Source organism: Kitasatospora sp. NPDC056076, assembly GCF_042266305.1.
Classification (GTDB): domain Bacteria; phylum Actinomycetota; class Actinomycetes; order Streptomycetales; family Streptomycetaceae; genus Kitasatospora.
Genome location: NZ_JBHJWG010000005.1, coordinates 53,803 through 68,645, shown reverse-complemented (window position 1 = coordinate 68,645; position 14,843 = coordinate 53,803). Strand labels below are relative to the sequence as shown.

Annotated in this window: 13 protein-coding genes; 5 read left to right on the top strand and 8 right to left on the bottom strand. The window is 76.1% G+C overall.

The features are described from left to right. Positions 1 to 128 precede the first annotated feature (128 nt). Together ACFC1T_RS06005 and ACFC1T_RS06000 are read right to left on the bottom strand one after the other, a co-directional pair. Positions 129 to 2,012: a hypothetical protein gene (locus ACFC1T_RS06005; protein ID WP_375884121.1), complete on the bottom strand. Its 1,884-nt coding sequence runs from the start codon at positions 2,010 to 2,012 to the stop codon at positions 129 to 131. Positions 2,013 to 2,180: 168 nt separating this feature from the next. Continuing rightward, the gene (locus tag ACFC1T_RS06000; RefSeq protein ID WP_375884118.1) at positions 2,181 to 2,519 is read right to left on the bottom strand and encodes a YrdB family protein; all 339 of its coding nucleotides are present in this window, start codon (positions 2,517 to 2,519) and stop codon (positions 2,181 to 2,183) included. 155 nt (positions 2,520 to 2,674) lie between these two features. On the opposite strand from ACFC1T_RS06000, the gene ACFC1T_RS05995 reads away from it, so the two are divergent. After that, positions 2,675 to 3,127 (top strand): MarR family winged helix-turn-helix transcriptional regulator, encoded by a 453-nt coding sequence (locus ACFC1T_RS05995; RefSeq protein ID WP_375884116.1) that lies wholly within the window; start codon positions 2,675 to 2,677, stop codon positions 3,125 to 3,127. Between the two features lie 174 nt (positions 3,128 to 3,301). On the opposite strand, the gene ACFC1T_RS05990 is transcribed toward ACFC1T_RS05995, so the two are convergent. From ACFC1T_RS05990 to ACFC1T_RS05980, 3 genes are all read right to left on the bottom strand, one after another. After that, positions 3,302 to 3,871, bottom strand: a complete 570-nt coding sequence (locus ACFC1T_RS05990) for a DinB family protein (RefSeq protein ID WP_375884113.1) — start codon at positions 3,869 to 3,871, stop codon at positions 3,302 to 3,304. A gap of 77 nt (positions 3,872 to 3,948) precedes the next feature. Beyond that, positions 3,949 to 4,674 carry a DUF2625 domain-containing protein gene (locus tag ACFC1T_RS05985; protein WP_375884112.1) on the bottom strand — a complete coding sequence of 242 codons (726 nt, stop codon included), beginning with the start codon at positions 4,672 to 4,674 and terminating at the stop codon, positions 3,949 to 3,951. Between the two features lie 138 nt (positions 4,675 to 4,812). Beyond that, positions 4,813 to 5,445, bottom strand: coding sequence for a helix-turn-helix domain-containing protein (locus ACFC1T_RS05980; protein ID WP_375884110.1), 633 nt, complete (start codon positions 5,443 to 5,445; stop codon positions 4,813 to 4,815). Positions 5,446 to 5,587: 142 nt separating this feature from the next. Between ACFC1T_RS05980 and ACFC1T_RS05975 the strand changes: the two genes are divergently transcribed. Next, entirely contained in the window at positions 5,588 to 6,580 is a 993-nt protein-coding gene (locus ACFC1T_RS05975; RefSeq protein ID WP_375884108.1) for an alpha/beta fold hydrolase, read from the top strand. 36 nt (positions 6,581 to 6,616) lie between these two features. Here the strand turns inward: ACFC1T_RS05975 and ACFC1T_RS05970 are convergent, their stop codons facing one another. Further along, positions 6,617 to 7,591 (bottom strand): hypothetical protein, encoded by a 975-nt coding sequence (locus ACFC1T_RS05970; protein WP_375884106.1) that lies wholly within the window; start codon positions 7,589 to 7,591, stop codon positions 6,617 to 6,619. Between the two features lie 94 nt (positions 7,592 to 7,685). Here ACFC1T_RS05970 and ACFC1T_RS05965 point away from each other — a divergent pair, with 94 nt between their 5' ends. Together ACFC1T_RS05965 and ACFC1T_RS05960 are read left to right on the top strand one after the other, a co-directional pair. After that, a complete protein-coding gene (locus tag ACFC1T_RS05965) occupies positions 7,686 to 8,168 on the top strand; it encodes a DUF6882 domain-containing protein (RefSeq protein ID WP_375884104.1) in 483 nt (160 codons plus the stop codon). Positions 8,169 to 8,323: 155 nt separating this feature from the next. After that, entirely contained in the window at positions 8,324 to 8,776 is a 453-nt protein-coding gene (locus tag ACFC1T_RS05960; protein ID WP_375884102.1) for a nuclear transport factor 2 family protein, read from the top strand. A gap of 20 nt (positions 8,777 to 8,796) precedes the next feature. Here the strand turns inward: ACFC1T_RS05960 and ACFC1T_RS05955 are convergent, their stop codons facing one another. Beyond that, the gene (locus tag ACFC1T_RS05955) at positions 8,797 to 10,989 is read right to left on the bottom strand and encodes a BTAD domain-containing putative transcriptional regulator (protein ID WP_375884100.1); all 2,193 of its coding nucleotides are present in this window, start codon (positions 10,987 to 10,989) and stop codon (positions 8,797 to 8,799) included. Between the two features lie 320 nt (positions 10,990 to 11,309). Between ACFC1T_RS05955 and ACFC1T_RS05950 the strand changes: the two genes are divergently transcribed. Continuing rightward, positions 11,310 to 14,273: a BTAD domain-containing putative transcriptional regulator gene (locus ACFC1T_RS05950; RefSeq protein WP_375884098.1), complete on the top strand. Its 2,964-nt coding sequence runs from the start codon at positions 11,310 to 11,312 to the stop codon at positions 14,271 to 14,273. On the opposite strand, the gene ACFC1T_RS05945 is transcribed toward ACFC1T_RS05950, so the two are convergent. Beyond that, the gene (locus ACFC1T_RS05945) at positions 14,213 to 14,800 is read right to left on the bottom strand and encodes a sigma-70 family RNA polymerase sigma factor (protein ID WP_375884097.1); all 588 of its coding nucleotides are present in this window, start codon (positions 14,798 to 14,800) and stop codon (positions 14,213 to 14,215) included. The two genes, ACFC1T_RS05950 and ACFC1T_RS05945, sit on opposite strands and share 61 nt — an antisense overlap. Positions 14,801 to 14,843 lie beyond the last annotated feature (43 nt).

Below are 14,843 nucleotides of genomic sequence, written 5' to 3'. Positions count from 1 at the left end.
CGGCCCGCATCCCGGGAAACCGTCCCGCACGTCCTCCACCGCGCGGGCCGCCACGCGCCCGGTCACCTCACGGACCCTCACCCCGCCCCGGGCCGGGCGGTCGGCCGCTCGGCCCGGGGCGGTGCCCGCTACCGGGCGCGCTCGCCTTCGCGGCGGCGGCGGGTGCCGACCATGCCGAAGGCGCCGCCGAGCAGCAGCAGGGCGCCGGCGCCCTCCATCAGGATGCCGGTGGCGTCGCCGCCGCCGGTGTGGGCCAGGGCCTGGCCGGTGCCGGTGCCCGTGCCGGAGGCCGTACCGGAGGCCGCTTCGGTGGTGGGCGCCGGGGCGGGGGCGGCGGGACTGGGGGACGTGGTGGGGGCGGAGGACTGGGTCGGGGTCGGGGCCGGGAGCGCCGTGGTGGGCTCGTCGGTGGGCGCCGGATCGGTGTCGGAGGCGGTCGCGGTGGGCGCCGGCGTCCGGCTCGGCTGAGCCGTTCCGGTGCCCGTGCCGGTATCGGTCGGCGCGTCGGTCGGGGTGGTCGGGCCGGGCGCGGGGGCCGAGACCGTGGTGCAGTCCGCCGTCGGCGTCGCGGGGGCCGTACGGGTGCTCGTGGCGCGGGACTCGGTGGGGGACGCGGCGGAGGCGGTGGGCCCGGGCGTCCCGTGCTTGGTCCGGCTCGCGCTCGGGCTCGCCGTGGGCCCGTCGGAGCCGTCGTCCGTCGGACCGGCCGGCTCCCCGGCCGTGGCGGTGGCGGTGCTCGCCGCGCGCCGCTCCTGCTGCCGGGTGGCCGTCGGCGACGGTGAGGCGCCCGATTCCGGCGGCTGGTGGTCGTCCGCCGGCATCCCGGTGGCGGTGGTGGCCTCGGTTGCCGCGCGCCGGGTCTGCTTGCGGGTGGCCGTCGGAGCGGGTGACCCGCCGTCGGCCGCGGGCTTCGCGGTGGTGGTCACACCGGTGGCGGGCTCGGGATTGGCGGGCTCGGGGTCCGGGCAGTGGGAGCTGGTGCCGACAGGTCCCCCAGGGGTGGAGTCGACGTGGTAGCCGGCCACGATCCTGGTGAACGCGTACGGGTCCTGCTGGATCCCGCCGCAGACCGAGGCGCTCTCCGCGGTGAACTCCCCGCTGCACGGGCGGTCCCGGTTGACGGCCCAGTAGGTGAAGCGGGCCAGGTGGTGGGCGGCCGCGAAGTCCCGCATGGCGCGGAAGTCCGCCGGGCCGACCAGCTCGTCCTTGCTGTCGGAGTGCCCGTTGAGGGAGGACAGGCCGGTGTGCCGCCAGGCGGTGTCCGCGTCGTAGCCGTAGGCGTGGACGAGGGCCTGCTGGAGGCCGGTCAGGGCGGAGACGGTGGCGTCGACCATGGTGCCGGGGTGGCTGTCGAAGTCGAACGGCATCACCACCCAACCGTCCACCTCCACGCGGGCCTTGGCGGCCCGGGCGATCAGGTCGGCGCCGTCGGCGTCCGGGCCGTTCAGTTCGGTGCTGAAGGTGACGTAGACCCGCAGGCCGGGATTCTTCGCCTTGACCGCCCCGAGCGCCTCGACCACTCGCTGCCGGGCGTCGGCGCTGGTCAGCTCGGTGGACTCGATGTCGATGTCGATCGCCTTCAACTGGTAGGCGTCGATCACCTTCTGGTAGGCGGCGGCGAGTTGGGTGGAGTCCGCGCACTTCTCGCCGAGCTTGGCGCCGTCCCAGCCGCCGAAGGAGGCCACCACCTCGCCGCCGGCCGCGCGGATCGCCTTGATCTTCGCCTCGTCGTCCCCGCCGGTCAGCGGACGGCTGCCGTCCCAGCGCGGGTCGCAGCCCTGGCCGGCGAGCAGGAAGGCGAGGGTGAACTGCTTGAGCCCGGTCGCCTTCATCACCGCGACCGGGTCCTGGGCGTCGCCCCAACCCAGGTACTCGTAGGCGGCGTTGAGGCCGACCGGGTCGGTGGCGGCGGCCGGGGCGTCGTTCTGCGCGACGATCAGGACGCCGCCGGCCGCGATCGCGGTGGCAGCGGCGGCGATCCGCCGACGGCGGCTGAGCCGGTGTTTGGGCATGGCGGTCGCTCTCCTGAGTCAGGGCCGGCCGACACCCGGCCCGTCCCGGGTCCGCCGCCGCCCACGGGGATTTCTCGCCGGGGGATACGGCCCGCCGCCCCGCTCCGGTTCACCGTTCCCCCGGTCGGCCGTCGCCCCGCCGCACGGCACGGCCCACCTCGGCCCGCCTCAGCTCAGCGCCAGGTGCACCGCCGTGGTCAGCAGGTAGCCCAGCGCGAAGACAACCGCCGTACGGCGCAGCCCCGTTGACCGGAGCAGGACGGCCGCGCTGCCGAACCAGACCAGGTCCAGCACCGCCCGGGCCGCCCCGTGCAGCGGCACCTGCGCGCCCGGTGCGCCGAACAGGGCCCAGACCGCGACGTACCCGGCGGGCAGGGCGAGGGCGAGTGCCCAGCGGGCCGGCCGGGTGGTGCGCCGGGTGAGTGCGAACCGTACGGCGGCGGCGTAGACGGCGAGTTCGAGCAGGAAGGCGAGCGCGTCGTCGGCCGTGCGCAGCAGCGCGGTCATCGTGCGCCCCCGGTGGCCCGCCGCGCCGTCGCCAGGTGCGGCAGCGCCAGGGCGCCGGCCCCGAGCGGCGGTGAGTCCGTCATCGTCCCCCGCATATCAAGCACATCTCCAATGATTCGAGCTCTGAATGATTCTGTGGAGATATTATCGCTGCCATGGACGCCGTCAACCCCCCTTCGCTGACCTCCTCGCTCGCCTTCCGCCTCGGCACCCTGGGCACCGTCGCCACCGCGCGCTTCACCGCCGCCGTCGAGAGCCGCGGCCTCAAGCCGAAGCACGTCGCGCTGCTCGCCACCCTCGACGCGGGTGCCGCCGCCTCCCAACTGGAGCTGGCCCAGGTGATGGGAGTAGCTCCGAGCCTGGTGGTCAGCCTGGCCGACCAGTTGCAGGCGCTGGGCGCGGTGGCCCGCGAGCGCGACCCCGCCGACCGCCGCCGCCAGACGCTGACCCTCACCGCGGACGGCCGCGCCCTGCTGCACGAGTGCACCGCCCTGGCGCACGCCGTCGACGACGAGTTGGCCGCCGCCCTCTCCCCCGCCGAACGCGAGTCCCTCCGCCGGGCCCTGGGTGTGCTCGCCCGCGAGGCCGGGCTGCCGGTCGAGGAGTGACCCCGGGGTCCGGCCCCCAGGCCCCCGGAACGCGAAGGCGGCGCCGGTGCCCTCGCACCGACGCCGCCCGCCGCCCGCCGCCCGCCGCCCGCCGCCCCACCGACCAGCCCTACCGACCGCCGCCCTACCGACCGGCCCGTGCCGTGACCGAGACGGTTCGCCGGGTGGGTGCGGTCAGTCGGAGCGCGCCGCCTTCCACACCCATGTGGTTCGGCGGGGAAGGCCGTCCAGTTCCTGGCGGCCGGTGCACCAGAGCAGCACCTGGACGGGGTCTCCGGGAGGAGCGTCGGGGAACAGCCGACCGAGGACGGCCGCGCACAGCGGTGCGGGCGGCTGCCAGTCCACGGCCAGCCCCTGGGTGATGTCGTGCGTGTGCAGCAGGATTTCGGCGACGCCCATGGCCGCGAAGCCCTCGGGATCGCAGGGACCCCAGTGCCAGGCACGCGAGGTCGGACCGGCCGCGGCCAGTACGGAGCTGAGGAGGCGGCCGCAGGCGGCGACCGTCCGGAGCACGTCGGCCGGGGAGGCGGTGGGGCGGACGGTCAGGTCGAACGGGAGGTAGGAGTCGGCGGGACGTGCCGCCACCTGCCCCGCGTAGGCCAGCAGGTCGTGCGCGATGTGAGCCGCCGTCTCCCAGCAGCTCCACTCCAGCGGACCGGCCGGCACCGTCCAGTCCTCGTCGGCATGCGGTCCCAGGACCTTCAGCGACTCCGCCAGGGCTGTGTCGACGTCCCGGTGGTCCATGTGCAGCTCCTCGTGCGGTGCGAAGGGGATGTGGCCGCGGCGTCTTCACGCCCGCCGGCGCAGGTGGGCGCGTCGCCTCAGACCTCGCCGAGGAATCCCGGGTCGGTCAGCCCCGCCTGCCCGGCGAGGTCGGCCGCCACTCCGAGCACCTCGTGCATCGGCACCGCCCGGCGGCTGGTGGCCGCCAGGTCCGCCTGGGCCTGCTCGGACCACAGGAACGGGAACACCGTGATCCCCTGGGAGGGGGTCAGGGCCGCTGCCTCGGCCCGCCAACCGGGCCAGCGCACACCGTCGTAGAAGCTCTCCGCACCGCCCGAGAGCAGCCAGGAGACCCAGGCCGAGTGGCCGATCTCCAGGGCCTCCCATTCCAGGGTGTCGGGAGCGAAGTAGGTGATCTGCCCCGGCGCGCCCGGACGGCCCGCCGCCGCGGGGTCGTGGCCGTTCAGCGCGAAGACCCCGCCCACGGCGTCGTGGCCGACGACGAGACCGTCCGCGGGGTGCCAGGCGGACTCGAAGGCCGCCGGGAACCCGTTGACCCGGCCCAGGCTCGGCAGGCTCCCGGCCGCGGCCGAACCGCCGCCGAACACCCGCACCCACCCGTCGTCCAGCAGCAGCCCGCCCGTGTTCAGGACCAGGGCGCCGAGCACCGACCGCGCCGTCACCTGCAACTGCAGGAGGCAGCGGCGCCCCTCCTCCTGGTCGACCGGCAGCACCTCCACCGGCACGGCCGCCGCCGCGATCGCCGCCGCCAGCTCGGGCCACGCCGGATCGTCCACCTCGGTCAACTCGTCGATCTCTCGCATCCGAGGATGATCGCACCGAACCCGCCAGGCCCCGGCATCCGCCCGCCCGCCCGCCTGCCCGCCCGCCTGCCCGCCTGCCGGTCGGGGCCGGCAACTGCCGTTGCCCGCTCGGCACCTGCCCGCCGGGAGGCCGCTCCGCTAGTGGGCGGTGCGGCCGAGGGGCGGGGTGCGGGGGCGGAGGACCTCGCCCTGGGGGCCGAACATGACCAGGTACTCGACCGGGGCGTCGGTCCCGGCGTTCGCGACGCCGTGGGGGGTGCGGGTGTCGAACTCGGCGACGTCACCGGCGACCAGGATCAGGTCCTGGTCGCCGAGGGCCAGCCGAAGCCGCCCGTACAGGACGCAGAGCCACTCGTACCCGTCGTGGGAGGACTGCCGGGGCCGGGCCGGTGGCGCGTCGACGTCGGCGGTGGCGGTGGCGGTGGCGGCGGGCAGGACGTGCTTGTGGGCGTGCAGGCCACCCACGTAACGGGTCAGCGGCAGCACGGACTTGTCGGTCGCGTCGGGGCGCCGCCGCCGTGTCGTCGTGCCGACGGGGGGAGCGGGAGCGGTGCCGGCCAGCTCGTCGAGCGAGACGCCGTACTCCTGCGCGAGCCGCAGCAGCACCTCCAGGGTCGGTCGGCGCCGGCCGGTCTCGATCCGCGACAGCGTGCTCAGGGCGATCCCGGTCGCGCGGCTGACGCCGGTGAGGGTGGTCCCGCGGCGCTCGCGTGCGGCCCGCAGCCGGGGGCCGATGCTCGCCAGCACGTCGGCCGTACGGTCGTCCGTCACCGCTGCCCGCCCCCTCCGGTCGTACCGTCGCCGACGCCCTGTCCTGCCAGTTTGCCAGGATGTCAAGGATCTTCGCGCCGGGCGGGCGCGGCGCCGCATGATCGGTGGGCAGCCGCACCCGCCCGTTCACCGAGGAGTTGCGATGAACCGCCCCTTGCCGTCCGCCGAACCGCACCACCGCACCGTCGAGGGGCCCGCCGGGCGCCTGCACCTGGTCGAGCAGGGCAGCGGACCGCTGGTGCTGCTCCTGCACGGCTTCCCCGAGTCCTGGTACTCCTGGCGCCACCAGCTCCCGGCCCTCGCCGCGGCGGGGTACCGGGCCGTGGCACTCGATGTGCGCGGCTACGGCCGGTCCTGCACGCCTGCCGGGCCGGACGCCTACCGGATGGTCGACCTGGCGGCGGACAACGTCGCCGTGGTCCGCGCCCTCGGCGAGGAGCGGGCGGTGCTCGTCGGGCACGACTGGGGTGCCGGGATCGCGGCCACCTCCGCCCTGCTGCACCCCGGGGTCTTCCGCGCCGTCGCCCTGCTGAGCGTCCCCTACGCGCCGCCCGGCGGCCCTCGCCCCGGCGAGGTCCTCGCCCAACTGGGCGGCGAGGAGGAGGAGTTCTACGTCTCCTACTTCCAGGAGCCCGGCCGGGCCGAGGCGGAGATGGAATCCGACCTCCGGGGCTGGCTCGCGGGCTTCTACGCGGCCCTGTCCGCCGACACCATGCCGGGCCGGGACGAGCCGGACCCGCACTTCCTGGCCCGCGCCGGCGGCCGGCTGCGCGACCGCTTCCCCCGGGGCGCGCTCCCCGGCTGGCTGACCGAGGAGGACCTCGACGTGTACGCGGGCGAGTTCGAGCGCACCGGCATGACCGGGGCGCTCAACCGCTACCGCGCCATGGACCGCGACTGGGCGGACCTCGCCCCGTACCGCGGCGCGCCGATCGAGCAGCCGTCCCTGTTCATCGGTGGGGCGCTGGACGCCTCCACGACCTGGCTGGCCGACGCGATCGCCGCCTTCCCCACCACCCTGCCCGGCCTGGAGGCCGCCCACCTCCTCGACGGCTGCGGGCACTGGATCCAGCAGGAGCGGCCCGCGGAGGTCAACCGCCTGCTGACCGAATGGCTCGACGCCCTCCCGGCCTGACGGCACGCCCGGGCTGGGGCGGCGGGCCTGCGGCCGTCACTCGTCCTCGCAGGAGGAGTGGGGTTCGTACGGCTCGAAGTCGCGGTGGTCGAGGAGTTCCGCGATGGAGAAGGGGTGCCGGTGGTCGGTGAGGAGGCGGTGGACGAACTCGGCGGTGGAGCCGTCGAAGCGGGCCTCGTGGTCGCCGTCCTCGTTGCGGGCGATGACCGGCCACCGGTCCGGGTCCGGGCCCTCCGTCAGCCAGTAGAACTGGTCGGCCTGGGCGGAGCCGGCCCACTGCAGGAGCCCGCCGGGGGCGGGGTGGAGCCGGTAGGGGTGGTAGACCGCGGCGATGTCGGGGTGGGCGGCGGCGAGTTCGGCGAGGGTTCGGGCGTTCCTCACCAGACAGGAGGGATCGTCGGAGCCGGGCTGGGGACCGGGCAGGAAGATGTCGAGGAAACCCGCGAACGTGCCGGGGCCGAAGTGCTCCACCAAGTGCCGGTAGTCGGCGGGCAGGGCGGTGCCGAGCCCGGCCTCGGCCGACGGCCAGTCGACGGACCACTGCCGCGACCGGGGCCGGCCGGTCACCGCGGCGAGCCGTCGCACCCAGCGGGCGCCCGACCCTTCGGCCCGGTCATCCTCCTCGAAGTAGTCGGCGGGAAGGGCGAGTTCCGCCGGGTCCGCCCGGGGAGCCGTCAGCACGAGGAGCTGAGGTTCGCCGCTCCCGCCGTCCGGCCGGACGATCCCGCAGCCGACCCAGCGCCCGCCCACCGCCCACCCGCACAGGTCGACCACGCCCCCGGGGAACGCTGACACCAACGGCAGCCCGCGGCCCTCGTCGAGGGTGGGGTCGACGAAGCCGCCGGTGGCCAGGGTGCGCGAGGACCCCCAGCGGGGGCGCAGCGCCTCGACCAGGCGGCGCAGGGCGGCGTCCAGGCCACCCCCGGTCGCCACGGGCAGGCGGGCGAGGCCAGGTGCCGGACGGGCCAGCAGGGCGTCGACGCGGTGGAGGTGGTCGGCGAGTTCGTCCATCGCACCAGTCAACCGCAGGCCACTGACACCTCCTCTCCCTCCCCCGCCCGCCGGATGAGAGGATCTCGCCGAAAGTTCTGTGCGAGGAGACACCGTGAACGACCGCTCGAAGCATGACCACTCCGACTGGGAGGAGGTCGTGCTCGCGGCCCGCGAACGTGCCCGCGCCCGGCAGGCCCTCATGGTCGACCGCTTCGGGCCGTCGGGTGACGTGCAGTACCACTGGTCGTTGGACGATGCGCGGATCACCTGGTCGCGCGCCGGGAAGGTGTTCCTCGCCGGCCGCCTCACGATGATCGGCAGCGTCAGCCTCGCCCAGCAGTCCTGGCTGTGGTCCTGGGCGAACGACTCGCTGCCGCGCGCGGTCCTCGGCGACATCGAGCGGGTCCGGCGGTACGGCGAGGAGAACGACTTCCCCGTCCTGCCGTGGCCGGGCTTCGACAACCGTCCCGAGCTGGTCGCCGAGGCCCGGATGGTCGCGGCGTCCGTGCTGGACGCCGACGGGCTGTGGGCGGAGTCCACGGACGACGGGCAACTCCACTTCCTGGTCCACGACCTGGCGCCCGCCACCGGTTGACGGCCACGGGCGTGCGGGCGCCGGGCCAGGCCGCTGATCGCGGCGGGCCCGCGCGAGCCGCCCGCCGGAACCGGGCGATTCGCGCCGGGAAGACCTCCCCCGAGCCGCGAGCATGGAGCCGTGAACCACGCCCGTACCCGGCCCCCGGAGGCGCAATGAGCAGGACCGTCGGTGACGACACCCCCCTGGTGGGGGCGAACAGCCCGTTCTTCCGGATCGTCAAGGAGGGGCTGGACGGCCTGGTCGACGGCGAGGACTTCTACGACCTGCTGGCCGAGGACGTGGTCTTCGAGTTCGTGATCACCGTCCCGGGGTACCCGCGGCGGGTCGAGGGGCGCCAGGGGATCGTCGACCTGTACCGCGACTACGGCGACTACGTGGAGCTGCACGGCGCGGACGGCCTCCGGGTGCACCGGGACCGGGAGACCTCGGTGGTGGTGCTGGAGTACGCGGTCCACGGCAGGTCGGTTCCGACGGGGCGGCCCTACGACAACCACTTCGTCTCCGTGCTGACCGTCGAGGACCGCAAGGTGAAGCACTGGCGCGACTACCTCGACCCGGTCGCCGTCTTCGACGCCCAGGGGTGGCCTCGGGGCGGACGGCCGTAGCGAGCCGTCGTACCCGAGGTTCAGCCCGGCCTCGGACCCGGCCTCGGCCCCGGCGCCCGCGCGTCCGCCGGGACGGCCGGGGCCGGGGCCGGGCCCGCGCCGGGGGGCTCGGTGCGTCGGACGACGGGTGTGGTGCGGAGGAGGTCGGCGAGGAGGCGGTCCATCAGGGCGCACTCCCCGGGGTCGGCGCCCTCGGCGCCCTCGGGGGCGGTGTGGGTGTGGCCGTGGGGCGGCTCCGTCGGGGTGGGCCCGGTGGCCGGTCCGCGGCAGGCTTCGGCGAGGGTGCGGCTCAGCCGGTCGAGGATGCGCTCCGGCCCGCCGTCCGCCACCCGGTCCGGGCCCGGACGTTCGGTCAGCTGCCGGGCCAGGCCGGTGACCAGGCCGCGGGCCAGCTCCAGGGCCTGGTCGGCGGTTTCGAAGGCGCGCGCGGAGAGGCACTGGGTGGGGACGGCGGTGGTGAGGCGTTCGAGGGCCGCGGCGGCCGCGTCGACGGCGTGGTCGAGGAGGCGGCGGGTGGCCTCGGCCCGGTCGTGGGCGGGGAGTTCGGCGGCGAGTTCGGCGGCGTAGAGGCCCGCCAGGCGGTCACCGCGGAAGCGGCCGGGCGAGGCCTCCTGGACGAGGTGGGCCGCGTCCAGTTCGGCGAGGAGTTCGCGCGCGCGGGCCCGGGGGACACCGGCGAGGGCGGCCGCGGCGGCGCTGTCGAGGGTCCCGCCGGGGTGGAGTCCGGACAGGGTGAACAGCCGACGGGCCTCGGCGGGCAGGGCGCGGACGGTCCGGCCGAGGGCCGCCGCGATGCCGAGGGTGCCACCGGTGGCGAGGGCGGCGAGTCCGGTGGTCCGGTCGGACATCTCGTGGACGAGGTCGTCGAGGGACCAGGCGGGCCGGGAGGCGAGCCGGGCGCCGGCCACCCGGAGGGCGAGGGGCAGTCCGTCGCAGAGCGCGGCGAGCCGACGGGCGGCGGCCGGGTCGGCGGCGACCCGCTCGGGGCCGGCGATCCGGCCGAGCAGGTCGACGGCCTCGTCCTCGGACAGGCCGCCGACGGGCAGCGGGATGGCGGCCTCGCGGACGACGAGGTCGGTGAGCCGGGAGCGGCTGGTGACCACCACGACGGGTTCGGGGGCGCCGGGCAGCAGCGGTTCGACCTGTTCGGCGGAGCGGGCGCCGTCGAGGACGATCAGCAGCAGCCGACCCTCGGTCAGCCGCCGGAACAGGGCGCCCGCCCGGGCCTGGTCCTCGGGTACCTCGGCGGGCGGGACGCCGAGGCGGGTGAGCAGGAGGGCGAGGGCGGCGGCCGGGGTGAGGGGTTCCTCCTCTCCGAAGCCGCGCAGGTCGAGGTGGATCCGGCCGTCGGGGAAGCGGTCGGCGCCGGCGTGGGCCCAGTGCAGGACAAGGCTGCTCTTCCCGGCCCCGGCGACTCCGGTGACGAGCACGGGCCGGCCGTCGGCGCGGCAGGCGGCGTCGTCCAGGCGGCGCAGGTCGTCGGCGCGCCCGACCAGGGCGGTGCCGGGCCTGGGCAGGGCGTCGCCGGGGCCGGATACGGAGGTGGGGACGGAGGCGGGGACGGGGACAGGGGCGGAAATGGAGACGGGATCTGCGGGACGGCCGTCCCCGGCCTGTCGGAGGCAGCGGGCCAGCAGGGCGACCGCGGGCTCGCGCCGGGGGTCGGCGGTGACGACGGCCTGGAGGTCGTCGAGGGCCTCGGCGCCCCGGCCGAGGGTCAGCAGCCGTTCGGCGAGCCGCTCGACCGCGTGGGTACGGGCGGTGTCGAGCCGTCGGCCGGTGGTGGCGGTCAGGGTGAGCGAGCCGGAGTCGGTGAGGGCGGGACCGTCCCAGAGGTCGAGGGCCTCACGCAGGAGTGCGGCGGCCCGTACGGCGTCGGCGGTCTCCTCGGCGGCGGCCGCCAGTCGTTGGAAGTGCTCGGCGTCGACCAGTTCGGGGTCCCCGACGAGGACGTAGCCCTGGGCGCGGGTGAGCAGGGTGAGGCCCTCGCCGAGGCTGCGCCGGACGGCGGAGACGTGCCCGTGCAGGGCGGCGCGGGCGGTGGGCGGCGGCGCGCCCTCCCACACCGTGTCGAGCAGCCGCTCGACGGTGACGTGGTCGTTGAGTTCGCTCGCGAGCAGGGCGAGCACCGCTCTGCGGCGCGCACCCGCCAGGGCGACGGGGCGCCCCTGCTCGCAACGGAGCTCGACTCGGCCCAACAGCCGGACGCGCACACCCACTCCCTGAGTGCCGGGGACATGACGGAACGGGCTGAGGATACGAACCGGGGCGATCTTCGTCCAAGCCCCCGAACCGATTGGTAAAGCAACACAACTACCAAGGGACGTTTGGGAATCGAGCACATCTGACCAGCGTCCGACGGAACTCAAGGTTCGCCCGGAGTTCACCTGGCGCTCACCGCGCCCACGCCGTCTCCGCCGTTGCCGGGGGTGATCACCACCCCTGATCGACGCGCGTAGACTCATATGTCGGACAGGATGATTGAATGACCCGTCCCGGTCTTCCTGCCGGGAGCGGCAGACCTGGGGAGCGCATGCGCATTCGGCTGCTCGGACCCACCGAGCTCACGGCCGCGGACGGCCGCACCACGCCGATCACCGGGGCCAAGCGCCGCGCGGTCCTGGCGCTGCTGGGACTGGAGTTCGGCCGGTGCGTCCGGATCGAGCGGTTCTACGACCTGATGTGGGCCGAGGAACCCCCGGTCCAGGCCAGGGCCGCGCTCCAGGGGCACATCGCCGCCCTGCGCAAGCTGCTGCACGGCACCGGACTCACCCTGCGCACCCAGGCCCCGGGCTACCTCCTGGACGGCGACCGCGAGTCGGTCGACCTCCACCGCTTCACCGCCCTCACCACCCGCGGCGCGACCGAACCGGACGACACCGCCGCGGCCGCCCTGCTCGGCGAGGCGCTCGACCTGTGGAAGGGCCCCGCACTCGCCGACCTGCCCGACACCGAGCAGCGCCGCGGCCACGCCAACCGGCTGGACGGCGTCCGCGAACAGGCCCTGCACGACCGGGCGGAACGCCTGCTGCGCTGCGGTCGCGGGGCCGCCGCCGTCCCGGCGCTCGAACAGCACCTGCACACCGACTGGCTCCAGGAGCCGACCGTCGCCCTGCTGGTGCGCTGCCTCCACCAGGCCGGGCGCCCGGCCGAGGCCCTGCGCCGCTACCACCGCACCCGGGCCGCGCTCGCGGCCGAACTGGGCCTGCACCCGGGCGCCGCGCTCCAGGCGGCCCTGACGGCCGTGCTGGCCGAGGAACCGGCCCCGGCCGACGGCGGCCCGGCCCGCAGCAACACCCCGTCCCGGGCCCAGACCCCGGACCAAGCCCACGCCCCGTCCCGGGCCCACACCCCGTCCCGGGCCCAGAACCCGGACCGGCCGCACCCCCCGACGGCACTCCCCCGGCCCGCCGCCCCGCTCCCCCGCCGTACGGCCGGTTTCGTCGGCCGCGCGGCCGAGCTGCGCTGGCTCGACCGCGCCTGCGGCCCCGACCGCCCCGACCACGCCCTCGCCGTCGTGGTGGGCGCGGCCGGCGCCGGGAAGACCGCGACCGTGGTCCGCTGGGCGCACACCGCCGCCGACGGCTTCCGGGACGGCCACCTCCACTGCGACCTGCGCGGCTTCGACCCGGCCCGGCCGAGCACCCCCGGCGAGGTGCTGGCCGGCTTCCTGCGGGCCCTCGGTCTGGCCGAGGCCGAGATCCCCGAGGAGCACGCCCGCCGCGCGGCGCTCTACCAGGCCCTGACCGCGGAGCGCGAACTGCTGGTGCTGCTGGACAACGTGCGCGTCGCCGAGGACGTCGGCGAGCTGCTGCCCGCCGGTCCGCGCTGCGCCACCGTGGTGACCAGCCGTCACACCCTGGAGGACCTGATCGTCACCGAGGGCGCCGCGCTGCTGCGCCTGGAGGCCCTGCCGGAGGCCGACGCGTTGGCGCTGCTCGCCCAGGTGCTGGGCGAACGGCGGGTCGCCGCCGAACCCGCCGCCGCGCTGCGGCTGGCCGGGCTGTGCGACCACCTCCCGCTCGCGCTGCGGATCGCCGCGGCCCGGCTGGCCGCCCAGCCCTCGTGGACGGTGGCCGACCTGGTGGCCGAGGCCGAGGACGACCGCACCCGGCTCCCCGCGCTGGACGCCCAGGGCGGGGTCAGCGTGCGCTCCGCGCTCAACCTGACCCTGCGCCGGCTGCCGCCGACGGCGGCCCGGCTGGTCGCGCTGCTGGCCGTCCACCCCGGCCCGGAGATCGACGTGCCGGCCGCCGCCGCGCTGCTGGCGGCCCCGCCGGCCGAGGTCCGCGGCGCGCTCGGCACCCTGGCCGCCCACCACCTGCTGACCGAGACCGCCCCGGGCCGCTACGGCCGTCACGACCTGGTCCGGCTCTACGGCCGGGAGCTGCTCGACGGCGATCCGCCCGCCGCGCGGCACGCGGCGCTGGCCCGGCTGCTGGACCACTACCTGGCCGCCGCGACGGCGGGTGCCGCCCGGCTCCAGCCGCACCTCACCGAGTTCGAGCGGCCGGTGGCGTTCCCGCCGCCCGTCCTGCCCGAACTGCCGGATGTGCGGGCCGCGTTGGACTGGTTCCGCACCGAGGAGCCGACCGTCCGGGCCCTGGTGGCCGCGGCCACCGGGGCGGGTGAGCACGACCGCGCCTGGCGGCTCGCCTTCCTCGCCAACTGCCTCTACTTCGGGGCCGGTCGGCTCACCGACCGGCTCGACTGCCTGCGGCACGGCCTCACCGCGGCCACCCGCACCGGGGACGTGGTGGCGACCGCCCTGGTGGAGGCCGCCACCGCGCGGGCGCTCAGCGGCCGGCGGCGCCCGGTCGAGGCGCTCGCACTGGCCCGCCGCGCCGCCGGGCGGACCGCGGCGCACGACGGACCGGCCCAGATCTACACCATGGCGGTGCTGGCCACCGCCCTCGCCGACCACGGCAACCTGGCCGAGGCCGTCGAACTCTCCGACGCCACCGTGCGCCGACTGGACGAACTCGGCCTGCACCAGGCGGGGGCGGCCGTCCTGAGCAACGCCGCCACCCTCGCCGCCCTGACCGGGGACGGCGCGGCCGCCCTGCGGCACGCCAGCGAGGCCCGCCGGCTGCTCGCCGCGCACCCGCACTCCACCTTCCACCTGTTCGCGCTCGCGGACGAGGCGCACGCCCTCCACCTGCTGGGCCGGGTGGTGGAGTCCGAACAGGCCTGGCAGGAAGCGGCGGAGCGCTGCCGGGCCAGCGGGTCACTGCACCTGGAGGCCGCGGTCGAGCGGCGTTTCGCGGACTTCCTGCTGGCCACCGACCGCCCCGCCGAAGCGGCCGAACGGCTGGGCCGGGCACGGGAGTTCCACGCCGGGTCGGGTGACACCCGGGGCGCCGCCGAACTCGCGGCGCGGATCGCGGTGATCGAACGGGCAACCTCGGCTCAGACCGAACGGACCGAACGGACCGATCAGACCGCGACGCCGATACCCCGCGCCTCCAGGATCGGGCGCAGCGCCCGTACGGCGTAGAAGCTGCGGGACTTCACCGTCCCCACCGCGACGCCGAGCACCTGCGCCGCCTCGGCCATCGAGCGGCCGCGCAGGTGCAGCTCCACCAGCACCTCCCGGTGGAGCGGCTGGAGTTCGGCCATCGCCGTCTCCAAGTCGCGCGCGGCGATGAGCTGTTCATAGGCGTCGTGGGTGGCCGGGTGCTCGTCAGGGGTGTCGTCGGCGACTTCCCGGACCCGCGCGGTGGTCATCCGGAAGTGGTCGATGGCGATCCGGCGGGCCACCGTGAACAGCCAGGGCCGGGCCTGTTCGAGGCCGCGCTGGATGGCGGCCGGGTTCTGCCAGGCGCGCAGCAGGGTCTCCTGGAGGATGTCCTCGGCCTTGCCGCGGTCACCGCTGGTGACTCTCAGCAGGGCCCGCATCAGGTACGGGGCGTGCAGGCGGTACAGCTCCGCCAGGGTGTCCTGGTCCAGGGTCGGGCGGCCCCGGGCGGGCTGGTCGGTGCCCTGGGGGGCGCCTTCGGGGGAAGCGGCGGCTTCCTCGGCCACGGCTCTGATCCTTCGCTCCGGTACAACGGCGTCGGCGAGGAGC

What these genes read in the sequence shown, in the direction of transcription:
- ACFC1T_RS06005 (WP_375884121.1), bottom strand. Translation starts at nt 2,012, where the DNA reads ATGCCCAAACACCGGCTCAGCCGCCGTCGGCGGATCGCCGCCGCTGCC.
- ACFC1T_RS06000 (WP_375884118.1), bottom strand. Translation starts at nt 2,519, where the DNA reads ATGACCGCGCTGCTGCGCACGGCCGACGACGCGCTCGCCTTCCTGCTC.
- ACFC1T_RS05995 (WP_375884116.1), top strand. Translation starts at nt 2,675, where the DNA reads ATGGACGCCGTCAACCCCCCTTCGCTGACCTCCTCGCTCGCCTTCCGC.
- ACFC1T_RS05990 (WP_375884113.1), bottom strand. Translation starts at nt 3,871, where the DNA reads ATGGACCACCGGGACGTCGACACAGCCCTGGCGGAGTCGCTGAAGGTC.
- ACFC1T_RS05985 (WP_375884112.1), bottom strand. Translation starts at nt 4,674, where the DNA reads ATGCGAGAGATCGACGAGTTGACCGAGGTGGACGATCCGGCGTGGCCC.
- ACFC1T_RS05975 (WP_375884108.1), top strand. Translation starts at nt 5,588, where the DNA reads ATGAACCGCCCCTTGCCGTCCGCCGAACCGCACCACCGCACCGTCGAG.
- ACFC1T_RS05970 (WP_375884106.1), bottom strand. Translation starts at nt 7,591, where the DNA reads ATGGACGAACTCGCCGACCACCTCCACCGCGTCGACGCCCTGCTGGCC.
- ACFC1T_RS05960 (WP_375884102.1), top strand. Translation starts at nt 8,324, where the DNA reads ATGAGCAGGACCGTCGGTGACGACACCCCCCTGGTGGGGGCGAACAGC.
- ACFC1T_RS05950 (WP_375884098.1), top strand. Translation starts at nt 11,310, where the DNA reads ATGCGCATTCGGCTGCTCGGACCCACCGAGCTCACGGCCGCGGACGGC.